At 37.9% G+C, this 14,853-nt stretch carries 14 protein-coding genes; 8 read left to right on the top strand and 6 right to left on the bottom strand.

From position 1 onward, the window contains the following. Positions 1-75 precede the first annotated feature (75 nt). The 5 genes from mazG (at position 76) to tyrS (ending at position 4,673) form a co-directional block, all read left to right on the top strand. Positions 76-882: a nucleoside triphosphate pyrophosphohydrolase gene (gene mazG, locus IQ215_RS10790; RefSeq protein WP_193801322.1), complete on the top strand. Its 807-nt coding sequence runs from the start codon at positions 76-78 to the stop codon at positions 880-882. Positions 883-923: 41 nt separating this feature from the next. Continuing rightward, the gene (gene rseP, locus IQ215_RS10795; protein WP_193801323.1) at positions 924-2,003 is read left to right on the top strand and encodes an RIP metalloprotease RseP; all 1,080 of its coding nucleotides are present in this window, start codon (positions 924-926) and stop codon (positions 2,001-2,003) included. Between the two features lie 62 nt (positions 2,004-2,065). Then, positions 2,066-2,491 carry a BlaI/MecI/CopY family transcriptional regulator gene (locus IQ215_RS10800; RefSeq protein WP_193801324.1) on the top strand — a complete coding sequence of 142 codons (426 nt, stop codon included), beginning with the start codon at positions 2,066-2,068 and terminating at the stop codon, positions 2,489-2,491. Further along, positions 2,492-3,367 carry a M56 family metallopeptidase gene (locus tag IQ215_RS10805; RefSeq protein ID WP_193801325.1) on the top strand — a complete coding sequence of 292 codons (876 nt, stop codon included), beginning with the start codon at positions 2,492-2,494 and terminating at the stop codon, positions 3,365-3,367. It abuts the gene before it with no gap. A gap of 91 nt (positions 3,368-3,458) precedes the next feature. Then, a complete protein-coding gene (gene tyrS / locus IQ215_RS10810) occupies positions 3,459-4,673 on the top strand; it encodes a tyrosine--tRNA ligase (protein WP_193801326.1) in 1,215 nt (404 codons plus the stop codon). Positions 4,674-5,010: 337 nt separating this feature from the next. On the opposite strand, the gene IQ215_RS10815 is transcribed toward tyrS, so the two are convergent. From IQ215_RS10815 to IQ215_RS10835, 5 genes are all read right to left on the bottom strand, one after another. Next, positions 5,011-6,429 (bottom strand): DUF2808 domain-containing protein, encoded by a 1,419-nt coding sequence (locus IQ215_RS10815; protein ID WP_193801327.1) that lies wholly within the window; start codon positions 6,427-6,429, stop codon positions 5,011-5,013. A 244-nt stretch (positions 6,430-6,673) separates the two neighbouring features. Then, positions 6,674-8,374: an AarF/UbiB family protein gene (locus IQ215_RS10820; RefSeq protein WP_193801328.1), complete on the bottom strand. Its 1,701-nt coding sequence runs from the start codon at positions 8,372-8,374 to the stop codon at positions 6,674-6,676. Positions 8,375-8,588: 214 nt separating this feature from the next. After that, positions 8,589-8,936: a phage holin family protein gene (locus IQ215_RS10825; protein WP_193801329.1), complete on the bottom strand. Its 348-nt coding sequence runs from the start codon at positions 8,934-8,936 to the stop codon at positions 8,589-8,591. Positions 8,937-9,429: 493 nt separating this feature from the next. Beyond that, positions 9,430-10,506 (bottom strand): Gfo/Idh/MocA family protein, encoded by a 1,077-nt coding sequence (locus IQ215_RS10830; RefSeq protein ID WP_193801330.1) that lies wholly within the window; start codon positions 10,504-10,506, stop codon positions 9,430-9,432. A 105-nt stretch (positions 10,507-10,611) separates the two neighbouring features. Further along, entirely contained in the window at positions 10,612-11,307 is a 696-nt protein-coding gene (locus IQ215_RS10835; RefSeq protein WP_193801331.1) for a GDSL-type esterase/lipase family protein, read from the bottom strand. A 72-nt stretch (positions 11,308-11,379) separates the two neighbouring features. Between IQ215_RS10835 and IQ215_RS10840 the strand changes: the two genes are divergently transcribed. The 3 genes from IQ215_RS10840 to IQ215_RS10850 all read left to right on the top strand — a co-directional run bounded on the left by IQ215_RS10840 (position 11,380) and on the right by IQ215_RS10850 (position 12,836). After that, positions 11,380-11,805 carry a thiol-disulfide oxidoreductase DCC family protein gene (locus IQ215_RS10840; protein WP_193801332.1) on the top strand — a complete coding sequence of 142 codons (426 nt, stop codon included), beginning with the start codon at positions 11,380-11,382 and terminating at the stop codon, positions 11,803-11,805. Between the two features lie 135 nt (positions 11,806-11,940). Further along, complete coding sequence (locus tag IQ215_RS10845; protein WP_193801333.1) at positions 11,941-12,264, top strand: phasin family protein; 324 nt, start codon at positions 11,941-11,943, stop codon at positions 12,262-12,264. A gap of 71 nt (positions 12,265-12,335) precedes the next feature. Continuing rightward, on the top strand, positions 12,336-12,836 hold the full coding sequence (locus IQ215_RS10850; protein WP_193801334.1) for a DUF427 domain-containing protein: 501 nt from the start codon (positions 12,336-12,338) through the stop codon (positions 12,834-12,836). 121 nt (positions 12,837-12,957) lie between these two features. On the opposite strand, the gene crtH is transcribed toward IQ215_RS10850, so the two are convergent. Beyond that, positions 12,958-14,448 carry a carotenoid isomerase gene (gene crtH / locus IQ215_RS10855; RefSeq protein ID WP_193801335.1) on the bottom strand — a complete coding sequence of 497 codons (1,491 nt, stop codon included), beginning with the start codon at positions 14,446-14,448 and terminating at the stop codon, positions 12,958-12,960. Positions 14,449-14,853: the final 405 nt, after the last annotated feature.

The raw sequence follows: 14,853 nt of genomic DNA on the forward strand, positions 1-14,853 counted from the left end.
GAATAAATTTTTGTCCTGTTTTGAGTGAAATGAGAAATCATAGTTTATATTGTGGTGTCAAAATGAAATCAAAAAATGAATATTTTTCAGACTAATCAAAAAATTCTGATGGCCCTTGATAACTTAATTCAAGTGGTGGCTAAGTTGCGATCGCCCCAGGGGGGATGTCCATGGGATTTGGAGCAAACCCAAACATCGCTAATACCCTACATCATTGAAGAAGCCTACGAAGTGGTAGATGCCATTGAATCGGGTAATCAAGAAGCCATTGCCGATGAATTGGGAGATTTATTGTTACAAGTAGTATTACAAGCGCAAGTAGCCCAAGATAACGGTGATTTTAACCTCCAACAAGTAGCCGAAAATATTACCCAAAAATTAATCCGTCGTCATCCCCATGTTTTTGGCGATGTAGAAATTAGCAATAGTGAGCAAGTACATCACAACTGGGAAAAAATAAAAGAGCAAGAAAATCCCTCAACTCCTCTTTTAAGCCAAAAATTGAGTAAATATCATCGTAGCCTACCGCCCCTGATGGCCAGTGAAAAAATATCGAAGAAAGCCGCAAAAGCCGGGTTTGAGTGGGAAAATGTGGAGGGAGTATGGGAAAAATTCGAGGAAGAGTTAGGAGAATTTAAAGAAGCCCTAGATTCTCAAAATTTGGTTCATGCCCAAGAGGAATTAGGGGATTTACTTTTTACGGTGGTTAATCTTGCTCGATGGTATAAATTAGATGTATCCATGGCCTTGCGAGGAACAAATCAAAGATTTATTCAACGACTGCAACTGATGGAAAATTATGCCGAAAAACCCCTCTCAACATATTCAATTGAAGAGTTAGAAACCCTTTGGCAAAAGGCAAAAAAGCAATTGAACGGGTAAACTAGAAAAGTATGTCCATATAAATAATCATATAAATTAATATGTCAGTACTAGCGGCGATCGCAGTTTTAGCAATTTTAATCGTAGTCCATGAACTCGGACACTTTGGAGCGGCGAGATTACAAGGAATAAGAGTGAATAAATTTTCCATCGGTTTTGGCCCGGTTTTAGCGAAATATGATGGTAAAGAAACTGAATACGCCCTCAGGGCTTTTCCTTTGGGGGGTTATGTTGGTTTTCCTGATGATGATCCTGAAAGTGATATACCCTTAGATGATCCCGATTTATTGCGTAATCGTCCTATTTTTGACCGTGCGATCGTCATTAGTGCTGGGGTCATTGCTAATCTTATTTTTGCATATTTCTTGTTGGTGGGTCAATCCATAACCGTGGGAGTACAAGATGTTAATTTTCAACCAGGGGTATTAATTCCCGAAATTCTCAACGAAGGGGAATCCCCCGCCCAAAAAGCAGGGTTAGAAAGTGGCGATGTAATTTTAAAAATTGAAAATCTTACTCTACCTTCTTCTGAGGAGGCGATCGCCATTTTACGGGATAGAATTCAAGAATCTCCCAATCAAAGTTTACAATTTACCATTCAACGGAATCAAGAAACCTTTGATGTTCCCATTATTCCCGAGCTAGGAGACAATGGCAAAGGGAAAATCGGCGTTATGTTAGCCCCTAATGGAGAATTTACCCGTCGTAAGCCTGATAATATCATCGAGGCTTTTACTTTTGGAGCAAAACAATTTGAACGTTATACAAAACTTACGGTACAAGGATTTGGACAGTTGATTACTAATTTCCAAGAAAATGCTAACCAAGTAGCTGGCCCTGTTGCTATTGTGGCGGTGGGCGCTCAATTGGCAAAAAGTGATTTGGGTAATTTATTTCAGTTTGGGGCGTTAATTAGTATTAACTTGGCGGTAATCAATATTTTACCCCTCCCTGCCCTAGATGGTGGACAATTAGCCTTTTTGGCGGTGGAGGGTATTTTGGGTAAACCTTTACCTAATCGACTTCAGGAGGGAATTATGCAAACTGGGTTAGTGTTATTGTTGGGTTTGGGTATATTTTTGATTCTTCGAGATACCCTTAATCTTGCTTTTCTTAATTAATGGGATTTTCATTGGTTGGTGGGTGTTGGGCTTTATTCACCATTGATTTATAACCAGTAATTATGTCTTTTTTGCCAAAATATCGTCCCCAGAAACTTTCTTTAGGATTTTTGGAGGAAGAAATCTTAGAAATTTTGTGGGATTTAGGTACAGCAACGGTTAAAGAAATCCACGATCGCATTTTAGCTGATCCAGATCGTGAATTGGCTTATGCTTCTGTTACGACTGTATTACATCGTTTAACTAAAAAGGGATGGCTTAAGTATGAGAAAAAGGGTAGGGCTTTTTGTTGGACTCCTTTAATTTCTCGCTCTCAAGCCCAGGCCATCCAATCCTATGAGCAATTACAGAATTTTTTGGCGGTGAGTAACCCCGATTTGGTGGCTTCTTTTGCTGATAGTCTTGACACTGCTAGTGTGGAGCAAATAAGGGCGATCGCCTCTCGCCTTGAACAAATTCGCAAAAAAAGGGAACAGGAGGAAAAGTAAATGCACTTTATCGTTATTTTACTTGCTATTGTCTGCGCCTATGTAATTCGTTATCTTAGTCAGATTGATTATTTTCAAAAACAACGAAATTGGAACTATTCCTTATTCTTTTTCATTGCCCCTGTATTACTTATTTTAATGAGTAGTATCGCCATTGTGACCATGGGTTATGAAGGACAAATGTGGGGTTTTCAAGCCACTATTATTAGCTATATTCTAGCTTGGTTTTGTTTAGGTTTTGCCGTGATAAATTTAATTGTTTATGCCGTAGAAATTAAACTTATTTCCCAAAAAATAGCAGGTTTTAAAGAAGAGGAAGTTTTGGGAGAGAGGGTCAAAATTTTAGAAAGCTCTTTTCCCTACGCTGGTTTGATTGGTTTTGAAAGTCAAAAAAAGGGTTTATTTATGTTTTTAAATGAATCCTATTTGGTGTTAAGTCGAGGATTAATAAACTTATTATCTCCAGAACATTTAGAAGCTGTTATCGCCCATGAAAAATCCCATCAAAAACACCATGATCCCTTAATTTTTTTCTGTTTATCCTATTGTAAAAGAATTACTTTTTGGTTACCTAATAACGATAATCTTTGGCAGAATTTAGTCTTGTTAAGAGAGTTGAGGGCAGATAACACCGCTTCTCAATCGGTGGACTTTTTATTGTTAGCTGAATCTTTATTGATGGTTACCCAAGAAGCGATGAAGGAAGTTAATCCCATGGATAATAATATGGTGTGTCCATTTATTAATTTTCGGCTTAATGAAAGGATAGATGCATTGATTAATGATGGCCATCGGGTTAATAGTTTTCGTTGGTATCAGTTGACTTGGATTTTGTTGGTTTTTATTCCTTTTCTAACCATTCCTTTCCATCAATAGTCAATGGGGGTTTCTTGCCAATATCTTCCCATAAGTTTGATAAGATAATTGCTTGAAGTATAGGCAATTAATAGAAAAAAAGATATTTATAATGGCGACTGACAATTTCTCTTGGTTACATCGGGGGGTTAGTGATGTTTTTCCTAATCAGCCCGATTCCGATTCGATAGATGATAATTTAGAACAGTTATGCTTAAAGTGCGATCGCCCCTTACGGATAAAATTAGGCATTGATCCTACGGGAACTGATCTACACTTAGGACATAGTATCCCTTTCCGTAAACTAAGAGCATTTCAAGATCAAGGACATACTGCGGTGGTGATTATAGGTGATTTTACCGCCCAAATTGGCGATCCTACGGGGAAAGATAAGGTAAGAAAACAGTTGACGGCGCAACAGGTAAAGGAAAATGCGGAAACTTACCTTAATCAATTACGCCCTATCCTCGATTTTGACACCCCCGGGCGCTTGGAGATTCGTTATAACTCAGAATGGCTATCAGGGCTAGATTTAGGCAAAATCCAAGAACTTTTGGCCACCATGACAGTGCAACAAATGTTGGCGAAGGAGGGTTTTAATAATCGTTATGCTCAGGAAACCCCTATTTATCTTCATGAGTTTTTATATCCTTTGATGCAGGGTTATGATTCTGTGGCGGTGGATGCGGATGTAGAATTGGGTGGTACGGATCAAAAGTTTAACATTGCGGTGGGGCGCGATTTACAAAAGTATTTTGGTAAAAAACCTCAATTCGGCTTACTTTTACCCATCTTAATTGGTACGGATGGGGAGCAAAAGATGTCGAAATCTTTAAATAATTATGTGGGTTTAAAAGAGGATGCTTTATCGATGTATTCTAAGTTGGAAAAAACCCCTGATTCTTTGTTAGAAAATTATTTTGAGTTACTTACGGATATAAATTTAACTGATATTCCCGAAAATCCTCGGGAGGCTCAAAAAATGTTGGCGGTGGAAGTGGTGGCTCAATATCATGGTAGGGAGTCGGCTTTAACTGCTCAAAAAACGGCGATGGATTTGGTAAAACAACAAAATATGGCGAATGCGGAGGCTGTGCCTGAGTTTTTCCTTGGTTCGGTGGAATTTCCTGCTAAGTTGTTTTATATTCTCAATGCTTCTGGTTTGGTTAATAGTAGTGGTGAGGGTAGAAGACAAATTCAGGGGGGTAGTGTACGGCTAGAGGGCGATCGTATTTCTGACCCTAATTTAACCTTTGAGAATAGCCAAGATTTAGATAATAAAATTTTACAAGTGGGCAAGAAAAAGTTTATCCGTTTAGTTAACTAATACTAAATCTGTTAATCAAAATATTTTTTAGTTCAATTTATTGAACGATCAACTCTTAGCCTTGTAATTTATTGCAAGGCAAGTGATCATATATTTTCTAAATCGGATTAATACTATTATTTAGACAAAAATAACTATGTCTAGGTTAGATATTTTTAATCTTTATTTACTATTTTTTACTACTTATCATATTTTATTTTTTTACGTAGAAAATATTCCGAAAAAACTTGCCATTTAAGTTTAGTTATGTTATAATTGAGGTATCTGAAAAATAGCCACCTTTTCTTGACCCGTAGCGGTCGGGGAGGGGTGGCTTGTGCCTTTTTTTACGCAAAACTTAATTACGGCGATAAAAATGTAACCTACCTAAACCCAAATTCATGCCGATGGTGTCATTACCCACGGGAAAAACATGGGTGGTAAATTGAAATATTCCAGCAAAACTAGGATTACGATGGGGTTTTAAGGCAATGGTAACTTGACGATTAGCCCCGATGGGAGCATCAAAAGATACTTCAATTAAATTAGAGTTTTCCTCTTGCCTTATGGTAATGGGAATGGACTCTTGGCGATCGCCCCTAGTACCAAAAAAAGCCTCCGTGCGACTTAAATCAAATCGAATATCCTCCACCCCCGGTTGTTGCTCAATGGTTACCTTACCCAAAGCAGGGAAAGAATTAGGGGGAATGTCCAAAGTAAGATAATAAGTAGGGCTAGGATGACGAATAATATTATGGGGGGTGCTAAAATCTAATAGGCGAGGGGGAGACTGAGTAAAACGATTAACATTTCCTAACCTTGCTTGAGATTGATTAGAGGGATTATTTTGACGGGGTTGACTAACTTGATTTTCATCTCTCTGATTTATCCCATAATCATTATTATTAGTGGTTGCCACCGAGACATTACCATCAGCATTAAAATAAAAATTACCCACCAGAGAAGAAGTTGTCCACGGCACTTGGCGACTATTAGTTTCTTGAGAGACTTCTAGGCGCACCTGACTAAACATTGTCTCCAAAGGTTGGTTTTCATTACTTAAATTGTTTAACACCGCCTTGGTAAAAGTGCCATTACGCCCAAAACCATCCTCCGCCACATTACCAGGGCCGGTGGCAAAAGCGATAAAAAGCCCCGCTGGGCTAGTTTGGATAGGTGCGAGGCCTCGGGAAACCACAGAGCGGAAATTACGGGCAAAGGGGTTGTCACGACAAGCATCGAGGATAACGATATTAACATCACTTTTAGCTTCCTCCATGGTTGCTAAAACCCTTCCTAAAGCTAAGGTTTCGTACTCAATTTCACTGGCTCTTGTTAGGTTGGCATCCACGGGAATTAAGTAATTTTCCCCATTGTATTGTATGCCATGACCTGCATAATAAAATAAACCTGTAGATCCCTGTTCAAGTTGATTATAAAATGTTTCTAGGGCTTCATTCATGGCTCTTAAACTGCTGTCGGTTACTAAAATAACTTCAAAGTTTAAGTCGGTTAATTTTTGAGCCATATCACGGGCATCATTAAGGGGGTTTTGCAATGCCCCTGCATTTTGATATTCTGCGTTACCGATTATTAAGGCAATTCTTTTTTCTTGTTCCTGTCTTTGGCTTAGGATATAATCTAATGGTTGCTTTCCCCTATCAATGGTTTGACCTTCTAGGATAATTGATTCTGCTTTGATTGAAGATAAAGGGGCTAAAAGGGCGATCGCAACGGATACTCCTATGGACAAAAAGCCATACTGTAATTTAACCATGGTATTTATTCCACCGCTTTTGCCCAATATCTTAGCTCATTTTTTCTGATTAAAAGGCGACTGTATATTTTTTTTAAGAAGCGGATAATAAAATATACCAATGACAAACAAAGGGGTATAGTTAATCAAAATTGGAATGAAACGCCATCAAATACCACAATATTTATATGATAAGGCTTTCAAAAAAGCAAAGTGTCTCAAACACAATTGAAGTAACTATATAAATCCCTTGTGATGGAAAAAATTAACTAGAACCAGTTTTGGCTAAATCAAAGGAAAAATTTTTCACCGCATTGACAGCCACATCAAACAATTTACGAGGCTTCAAATCTGCTTGTACCAACTGCCACAACCGTTGTACTTCCTGGGTATGTAATCTATCATCTTCCACCAAAGCAGAAATGATTTGACGGCGTAAAAAATCCCCCTCCTCCGATACCAAATATTGAAACCCTAAACCTGCCGTGGGTAAAAGATCAAATTTATGATCAGATTTAGCAATTTGAATCATATTTTCTAATCTTTGCCACTGAAATTTATCGTCCTTAAATAACACTTCTAAGAGACGACGACGCATGGCAGGGGATTCTTCCGTTAACAAACGGCGGGAAATGTAGGGGAAAGACACTTCCACAATTTTAAAATCAGGATTAAGACTGAGGGCTAAACCTTCTTGAGTAACTAAAGAGCGAATAATGAGGGCAAATTTTGCTGGTACACGGAAAGGATATTCATACATCAACTCAGAAAAGTCATCGGTGATGGTTTTAAAGTTGAAGTTACCCACACTCTGCCCCACTGCATTTCCTAAAACCTTCTCTAAGGCTGGGATAATGGGGGTAATATCGGTTTCAGGGGTGAGAAACCCTAACTCTACAAAATCTCTGGCAAGGGCTTCATAGTCGCCGTTAATCAACTGTACCACGGAGGAAGCGATGGTTTCTTTGGTATATTCATCCAATTGATCCATCATGCCAAAATCAATATACGCCATTCTACCATCGGGCATGGCGAAAAGATTACCCGGATGGGGATCGGCATGGAAGAACCCATGTTCTAATAGTTGCCTTAAACCAGAGGTAACACCAACTTTAATCACATCATTAGGATCTAATCCGGCGGCGCGGATACTCTCAAAATCGTTAAGTTTACAGCCATTAATCCATTCTAGGGTTAAAACTTTGTGGCTGGTGTAGCGCCAATAAATGTGAGGTACTTTCACATCGTCATCATCTCGGAAGTTAGCGGCAAATTTTTCGGCGTTTCTGCCTTCGTTGACGTAGTCGATTTCTTCAAATAGTTTAATCCCAAATTCATCGACAATGAGGGTTAAATCATGACCAAGATTGAGGGGTAAAAAGGGGGCTACCCATTTTGAACCTAACCTTAATAGATATAAGTCTAAGGTAATAACGGGTAGTAGTTGTGGGCGTTGTACTTTTACGGCAACGGCTTCCCCTGTGTGTAGGGTGGCTCGATATACTTGCCCTAAACTGGCGGCGGCGACGGGATTGGGGGAAATTTCTTTGTAGGCTTGATTTACGGGCATATCAAGTTCCCTTTCGATTATATCAAAGGCTGTTTCGTTATCGAAGGGAGGTAGTTGGTCTTGTAGTTTGATTAATTCTTCGAGAAAATCTGGTTTAATTAAGTCGGGGCGGGTGGATAGGGCTTGTCCTACTTTGATGAAGGTAGCGCCTAAGGAGGTGAGGATTTTTCTTAGTCTTTCGGCTCTTTTTAATTTGTTTTTTTCTTCTTGTTTGAAAAGTTTGTCTAGGTATAGTTGGATGACGAAGATTCCAAACAGGGTGATGATTTTTAGGCTACGGAATATTCCTAGCCAAGGACGATTATTATAATAACGTGCGATCGCCCTTGGGTCATATTTTAGAATTGAATCAGATTCTAGCTCCCGTTGGGAGGCGATAAATGATGAATATGTCACAGGTGCTGATATTTTTATTAATTTTTTTTATAGTTGTTACCTATTATACAGAGAAAATATACCTATCAAAAAAAAGGAGAGGGGTTATTAATCCATAGATAATTAACTATAAACAATGAAAACCAAGAAACTTTGTCTATTCCTCATCCTTAAAATTTTTAGTTTTATTATCTAATCACAATAGATATATTAATTTATTCAAACTCTTTTTAAGCTAATCTTCTTTATCAAAAAAAGTACCCAAAAACCCGCTAACAAAAGATACAATAATCGATCCAAATAGGGCATCAAAAAAACCATTTACACTAAATCCGGGGGTGAAATAACCCACTAAAGAAAAGCAAATGGCATTGATAATAAATAAGAATAAACCAAGGGTAAGAATGGTAAAAGGTAGGGTAAACAGGATCAAAATTGGTCGGATAATCGCATTAATAATACCAAAAACCGCCGCACCAATGAGGGCTGCTAAGGTCGTATCAATGGATATGCCAGGTAATAATATTTCAGCAACGAGCATTGATACAGCCGTTACTACTAGGGTGATTATAAACTGGGGCATAATATTTTCTTTTTATTATTTTTCTCTATTATAATATCAAGGGCTAATGAAGGATTAAAGATTTATTAATAAGTAAGAGCTAAGAAGTGATGAGCAATAAAACTTTTTGGTAATATCAAGTTTATGTTAATTTTTATAATTAAAGTTTGCTAAAATCATAGTAATTAAGTTATAAAACAATTTGTTTTAATCAAAAATTCTCAATAATTAATAGATATTAGTAGTAATAAAAATAATCTTTTTTTAGATATGACTTTATCAATCAAGTATAGTTAAAATTGATTATTTACTAGGTTTAATATTAAGTCCACTTAATCACTCATAAATTAGCAATATCTTAGTTCAATTGATTCAACGGACTACCATTAGCCGTGTAATTCATTACAGAGTGGGGCAACTACCAAAATACAATCTATCCATGACTAATTATCGTAACTTGATATAATTCATTACATGGTGAAGCTAAAATAAAAAACATTTTTCCCATCAAAATTTAGTGGGGGGTAATCGCTACTCCACCGTTAATTTCTTCGAGGTTAATAGAAAAATCTTGCCATACTTTACCATCAAGGGCTAACTGCTCAATATAACTAGCTAAACGCAAGGCTTTGAGGGCTTGTTCGCCTCCTACGGAGGGTTGGTTACCCCCCCTCACACAACTGGCAAAATGCTCTAATTCAGCATGGAGAGGCTCAATATTGCTGGTATAGACTTTTTCAATTAAGCCATCCTGGCGATAAAGAATTTGTCCATAATCAGTGGTATAGTTAGCGGTGGTTTGACGATGGATTAAAATTTCGTTGTTGAGAAAATCTGCTTCGGTAAGACTATTACGACAATGGGCGGTAATGCGACGTATTTTACGGTGGGTAACTTTACTAGCTGTGACGGTGGCGACAATACCATTGGCAAAGTTGAGGGTAGCGGTAACGTAGTCTAAATATTGAGATTCGGCGGCGCGGCTACCGGTGGCACTTAATTTGGTAACGGGCGCCCCTGCTAATTCGAGAAATAAATCTAAATCATGAATCATCAAGTCAAGCACCACGGAAACATCATTTGCCCTGTCTGAATAGGGGCTCATGCGATGGGCTTCTAGGGCAAGGAGATTTTCTGTTTTGAGGATTTTACTTAATTCTTGGAAGGCGGGGTTAAAACGCTCAATATGCCCTACTTGGAGAATACAATTAGCTTCAGCTGCTGCATTAACTAGGGATTCTGCTTCTTCTATACTGGCGGCGATGGGTTTTTCCATTAATACATGGACTCCTGCTTTAAAGCAGTCTAAGCCGACTTGGTGATGTAGTCTGGTGGGGGCGGCGATACAAACGGCATCTACATGGGGTAACATTTCGAGGTAATTATCAAAGAAACGGGCTCGATATTTACTGGCAATGTCTAATCCTCTCTCTACGTTGACATCGGCGATACCGACTAATTCGACATCTTTGAGGAGACTTAAGACACGGGTATGATGTTGCCCCATATTACCTACCCCAATTACACCAATTTTTAAGGGATTATTATGTTGGCGAGGGCTAGGAATATTTTCTAGTCTTTGATATTTCATGTTGTTACTCCTCAACACCAGATTTTTTAAATGTATTTTTTTATGAATTTATCTCAGATACTATCATAGTAACCTTTATTTTTTTGAATATTTTTTTGATGGGGGTTATGGGTTACTATATTTTTCTATCATTAATTGTAGGGGTTGCCATTGGCTAATGTCTTGGTATAGGGATTGATAGCCTTGTATGTTGGGGTGTAATCCGTCTTCACAAAGATGATTTTTTATCCAATTTTCTCCCCTACTTATCCATAAGTCAAAGGTATCTAGGTAGGGAATATTCAATGTTTCACAGGCTTGTTTTGTGGCTTCTTTGTAGCGATATTGATCTCTACGGTTATAATAAAAACAGTCTAGGAAAGGCATTTTTTCTTCGTTGACGGGTATCATGCCGATGAAAAAAACTGGGCAAAGTTGTTGGGCTTGGTTTAATAATTCTTCTATTTCTTGACAAAATTGTTTGTAATCGGTGAGGTTTTTTCCTGCTTTACGTCCTAATCTTGGAGAGTCGTTTACACCTACGGAGATAATTATTCTGTCAGGGTAGCGATTTCTTAATTCTCCACGGTATTTATATTCTAGGGCTAGTCTTTGTTTTACTTGGGAGGTGCGATCGCCCCTAATACCTAAATTATACAATACATGTTCATTTTCACCATACATCCAACGACGCTTCAAACGCTCAACCCATCCTCCCCCTTCTTTATCTCCATAACCGTAAATTAAACTATCACCAATGGCAATCACCTTCAAGGGCTGAGGCTTAAATTTGATAGTGGGACGAGTACCGAATGTTTGCATTGATAATCTGATTTTTTTTTAGTTACCATGATTTTACAACTAATTAACAAATCTTAATAACTTTATCGAACCATGTCAAATAATAATCCTTCCTACGAAATCAAACTTCTCTACGATGGAGAATGCCCTTTTTGTCTTAAGGAGGTAAATTTTCTCAAAAAAAAAGACAATAATAGAGGTAAAGTCGCTTTTGTGGATATTTCTTCCCCCGATTACTGCCCCGCTGACAATGAAAATATCGATTATGCCACCGCCATGGGCAAAATCCACGCCATCATGGCTGACGGTACTATAATTACCAATGTGGAAGTATTTCGCAGGGTTTATGAAATATTAGGCATGGGTTGGATATATGCTATTACAAAAATACCTGTTATCGGTTGGTTTGCAGACCAAATTTATGGCATCTGGGCAAAATATCGCCTTCAATTATCAGGGCGCCCTAACTTAGCCAAAGTCATTCAGGAAAAAGAAAAAGCCTTTTGCGCTACAAAATAATTAAAATTGAAGCAAAAACAGGAGAAAAAAGATTAATGAATACTTAATTTTTATCTCCCCATCTCCCCAATATTTAATGGCTACCGTCTAAATGTAATAATTGAAGAATAATAAACCTAACTGTTACTTAAAACTATGGATAATAACGATTGGCTAAAACAACTACTGATGATTGGTGTTGGCACAACTTCTTTGGCCGCAGAAAAAATCAAAGAAGTAAGCGATCAATGGGTCAAGGATGGTAAGATAAACTCTGATCAAGCTAAGGGTATTGTCGATGATTTAATGCAACAAATGCAGTCAGAATCAGGCAATTTTCAATCTCAAATGGAGCGTCAATTACGTAATATGTTACAAGATTTAGGCGTACCTAGGCAGTCTGAAATGGATGAATTAAGAGGAAGAATTGATCGTCTTGAGCGTCAAATTAGAGATTTAGAAAATAAATCTTGGCGCTAAATAATCTTATTAAATTTGAATCATCTTTGTTAAAAGCAAGATGACAAATTTTCTTCAAACAATCAATAAATATGTTTAAAAAAATAGAGAAAATAACCCCTCAACCCGGGCAAGAATCCGTATGGGATTATCCTCGCCCCCCAAAACTAGAAGCCGTTAAATCCCCCATACAAATAATATGCAATGGTGTCAAAATTGCCGATACCAAAAGCGCTTACCGTGTTTTAGAAACTAGCCATCCCCCCGTTTATTATCTGCCCCCCGCTGACATTAAAATGGAATATTTAATCCCCGCCTCTGGGCAGTCTTTTTGTGAATGGAAAGGCGTAGCACAATATTACACCCTCGAAGTAGAAGATAAAATATTACCAAAAGTGGCATGGTATTATTCCCAGCCCACGGAAGCATTTAAGGAAATAGCCAATTATGTGGCTTTTTATGCCTTTCCCATGGATGGATGTTATGTTGACGGAGAAAAAGTTACCCCCCAACCTGGTAACTTTTACGGTGGTTGGATTACCTCTAATATTGTCGGTCCTTTTAAGGGTGAGTCAGGTAGTTGGGGATGGTAGTTATTAATTGATAATTGAGAATGGATAATTATTTAGGTGGACATTGCCCACCTTTTTCCCACAAAAAATAAATAGTATAATTCCCAAAAATTATGGGATTTGGGGAAAACCACAGCCTTTTTTAATAGCCTAAATCAACGGCAATGCGGTGGGCGCAACTAAACCCAGAAAAAGCTACCGCATTTAAACCCTGCCCGGGGAATGTACTATCCCCCACACAATATAAATTTTTAACGGCTGTGCGGTTAAAGGGCATGGATAATAAACCTTTTAGTTTGCGACGGGGAATAGGGCCATAGGTGCCATTATCTCGATTTAAGAAGCGTCGATGGGTACGAGGAGTACCTATTTCCATATAATCTAAACCTACGTCTAAACCTGGGAATATTTTTTCTAAACGCTCAATTAATCTTCCTGCTGCTTCCTCTTTTTTGTACTCATATTGTTGCCCTGATAACCCTTTCCAGTAGTCGATGTAACTGGGGGTAAAGGTATGAATAATATGATAACCTTCGGGGGCTAAACTGGGATCGAGAAGGGTGGGAATGGATACAAATATTGTACCTTGTTCGGCTTCTAGGTTTGACCAATTTTCGAGGATGATATGATGGCATTCTGTGTTGGGGGGCAACACTTTAGCATCAACCCCTAAATGGAGACTGAGGAAACTGGGGGATTGTTTATAGTTGTTTTCCCATCTTTTTTCTTTGGCTGGTTTTTCTTTTTCTATTAATTTTTCAAAGGTATCCCAACGGGTGGCATTGGATACTATTCTATCGGCTTGATATTCGGTACCGTCGGCTAGTCTAACGGCGATCGCACAGTTGCCTTGGGTGACAATCTCTGTAACTCTTGCCCCGTAATGAATTTCGCCCCCATGATTTTCTAAACCTTCCACTAATTTGAGGGCAATTTGTCCCACTCCCCCTTTAGGATAATTAATACCACCATAATGACGATCAGAAAATACCATCCCAGCATTAATCATGGGAGTTTTATCAGCAGGTACTACCGACCAACAATAACACTCCATATCAATAAACTTCAACAACTCAGGATTTTTGATATATTTACGGGCAATATCGCCCACATTAAGGGGTAAATATTTTACCAAACCCAAACAAGCAAGAGGATGCTGGAAAAATACCCTCGTTAAATAACGTACTTCTTCAAGGGATAATAACTCCATGGTGTTAAGACAATTAAACACCTTCCAACATTCATCATAAAACTTTTTGATGCCCTCTTCCTCATCGGGAAAACGGGCGTATAATTCTTGTAAATACTTGTCATAGTCTCGGTGAACTTTGAGATCTAAGTTATCGGGTAGATGATAGTGTATTTGTACTGGATCTGCATAGGTTTCCATCTTCATATCCACTGCATCCAAGGCACGGGTTAACAGATTGGTAGTACCTTCTGTACCGAAACCAAAAATCATTGAAGCACCCACATCAAAGCGATAACCTTCCCTTTCAAAATACCCTGCACTGCCCCCCGGGATAAGGTAACGTTCTAAAACTAATACTTTTATTCCTTTGGCGGCTAATTGAGTAGCGGTTACTAGGCCACCAATACCTGAGCCGATTACTATGACATCGTATTTACTCATATTCCGATTTTAGCTGACAGTTGACAGTTAATTTTTACATTTTTGTTACATTATCAATTCTAAACTGTCCATACTGATTTTTTCACCTCATTATTACTGTCTGATGAACAAGGTGTTACAAATTATTGGTAAATTTTCTTTTTTTTCTTGACTTTTTGCCTTTTATGGGAGAAGATTCAAAGTAATATAATATAATGCAAATCTTTTTGTTTATGCCTAAAAATTCACAGATTTCTATTATCTAATAAGTATGTCATAAAATGATCCCATAAAAATAAAAAAATAGATGTAGTCCAAGATTTTTTATGTTTAAAAGTTTCTTTGGGTTATGGGGGAGTGGGGGAATAAAGAATAATAGTAAAATGAGATGTTAAAGTGTAATAAATTCTTAATCAATTATTCATT

The sequence above is a fragment of the Cyanobacterium stanieri LEGE 03274 genome (assembly GCF_015207825.1).
Taxonomy (GTDB): Bacteria; Cyanobacteriota; Cyanobacteriia; order Cyanobacteriales; family Cyanobacteriaceae; genus Cyanobacterium; species Cyanobacterium stanieri_B.

Bases quoted from the DNA above. Each gene is read 5' to 3' on its own strand.
- IQ215_RS10830 (WP_193801330.1), bottom strand. From the start codon at position 10,506: ATGAAATATCAAAGACTAGAAAATATTCCTAGCCCTCGCCAACATAAT.
- IQ215_RS10850 (WP_193801334.1), top strand. From the start codon at position 12,336: ATGTTTAAAAAAATAGAGAAAATAACCCCTCAACCCGGGCAAGAATCC.
- IQ215_RS10825 (WP_193801329.1), bottom strand. From the start codon at position 8,936: ATGCCCCAGTTTATAATCACCCTAGTAGTAACGGCTGTATCAATGCTC.
- IQ215_RS10845 (WP_193801333.1), top strand. From the start codon at position 11,941: ATGGATAATAACGATTGGCTAAAACAACTACTGATGATTGGTGTTGGC.
- IQ215_RS10805 (WP_193801325.1), top strand. From the start codon at position 2,492: ATGCACTTTATCGTTATTTTACTTGCTATTGTCTGCGCCTATGTAATT.
- tyrS (WP_193801326.1), top strand. From the start codon at position 3,459: ATGGCGACTGACAATTTCTCTTGGTTACATCGGGGGGTTAGTGATGTT.
- rseP (WP_193801323.1), top strand. From the start codon at position 924: ATGTCAGTACTAGCGGCGATCGCAGTTTTAGCAATTTTAATCGTAGTC.
- IQ215_RS10815 (WP_193801327.1), bottom strand. From the start codon at position 6,429: ATGGTTAAATTACAGTATGGCTTTTTGTCCATAGGAGTATCCGTTGCG.
- mazG (WP_193801322.1), top strand. From the start codon at position 76: ATGAATATTTTTCAGACTAATCAAAAAATTCTGATGGCCCTTGATAAC.
- IQ215_RS10800 (WP_193801324.1), top strand. From the start codon at position 2,066: ATGTCTTTTTTGCCAAAATATCGTCCCCAGAAACTTTCTTTAGGATTT.
- IQ215_RS10835 (WP_193801331.1), bottom strand. From the start codon at position 11,307: ATGCAAACATTCGGTACTCGTCCCACTATCAAATTTAAGCCTCAGCCC.
- crtH (WP_193801335.1), bottom strand. From the start codon at position 14,448: ATGAGTAAATACGATGTCATAGTAATCGGCTCAGGTATTGGTGGCCTA.
- IQ215_RS10840 (WP_193801332.1), top strand. From the start codon at position 11,380: ATGTCAAATAATAATCCTTCCTACGAAATCAAACTTCTCTACGATGGA.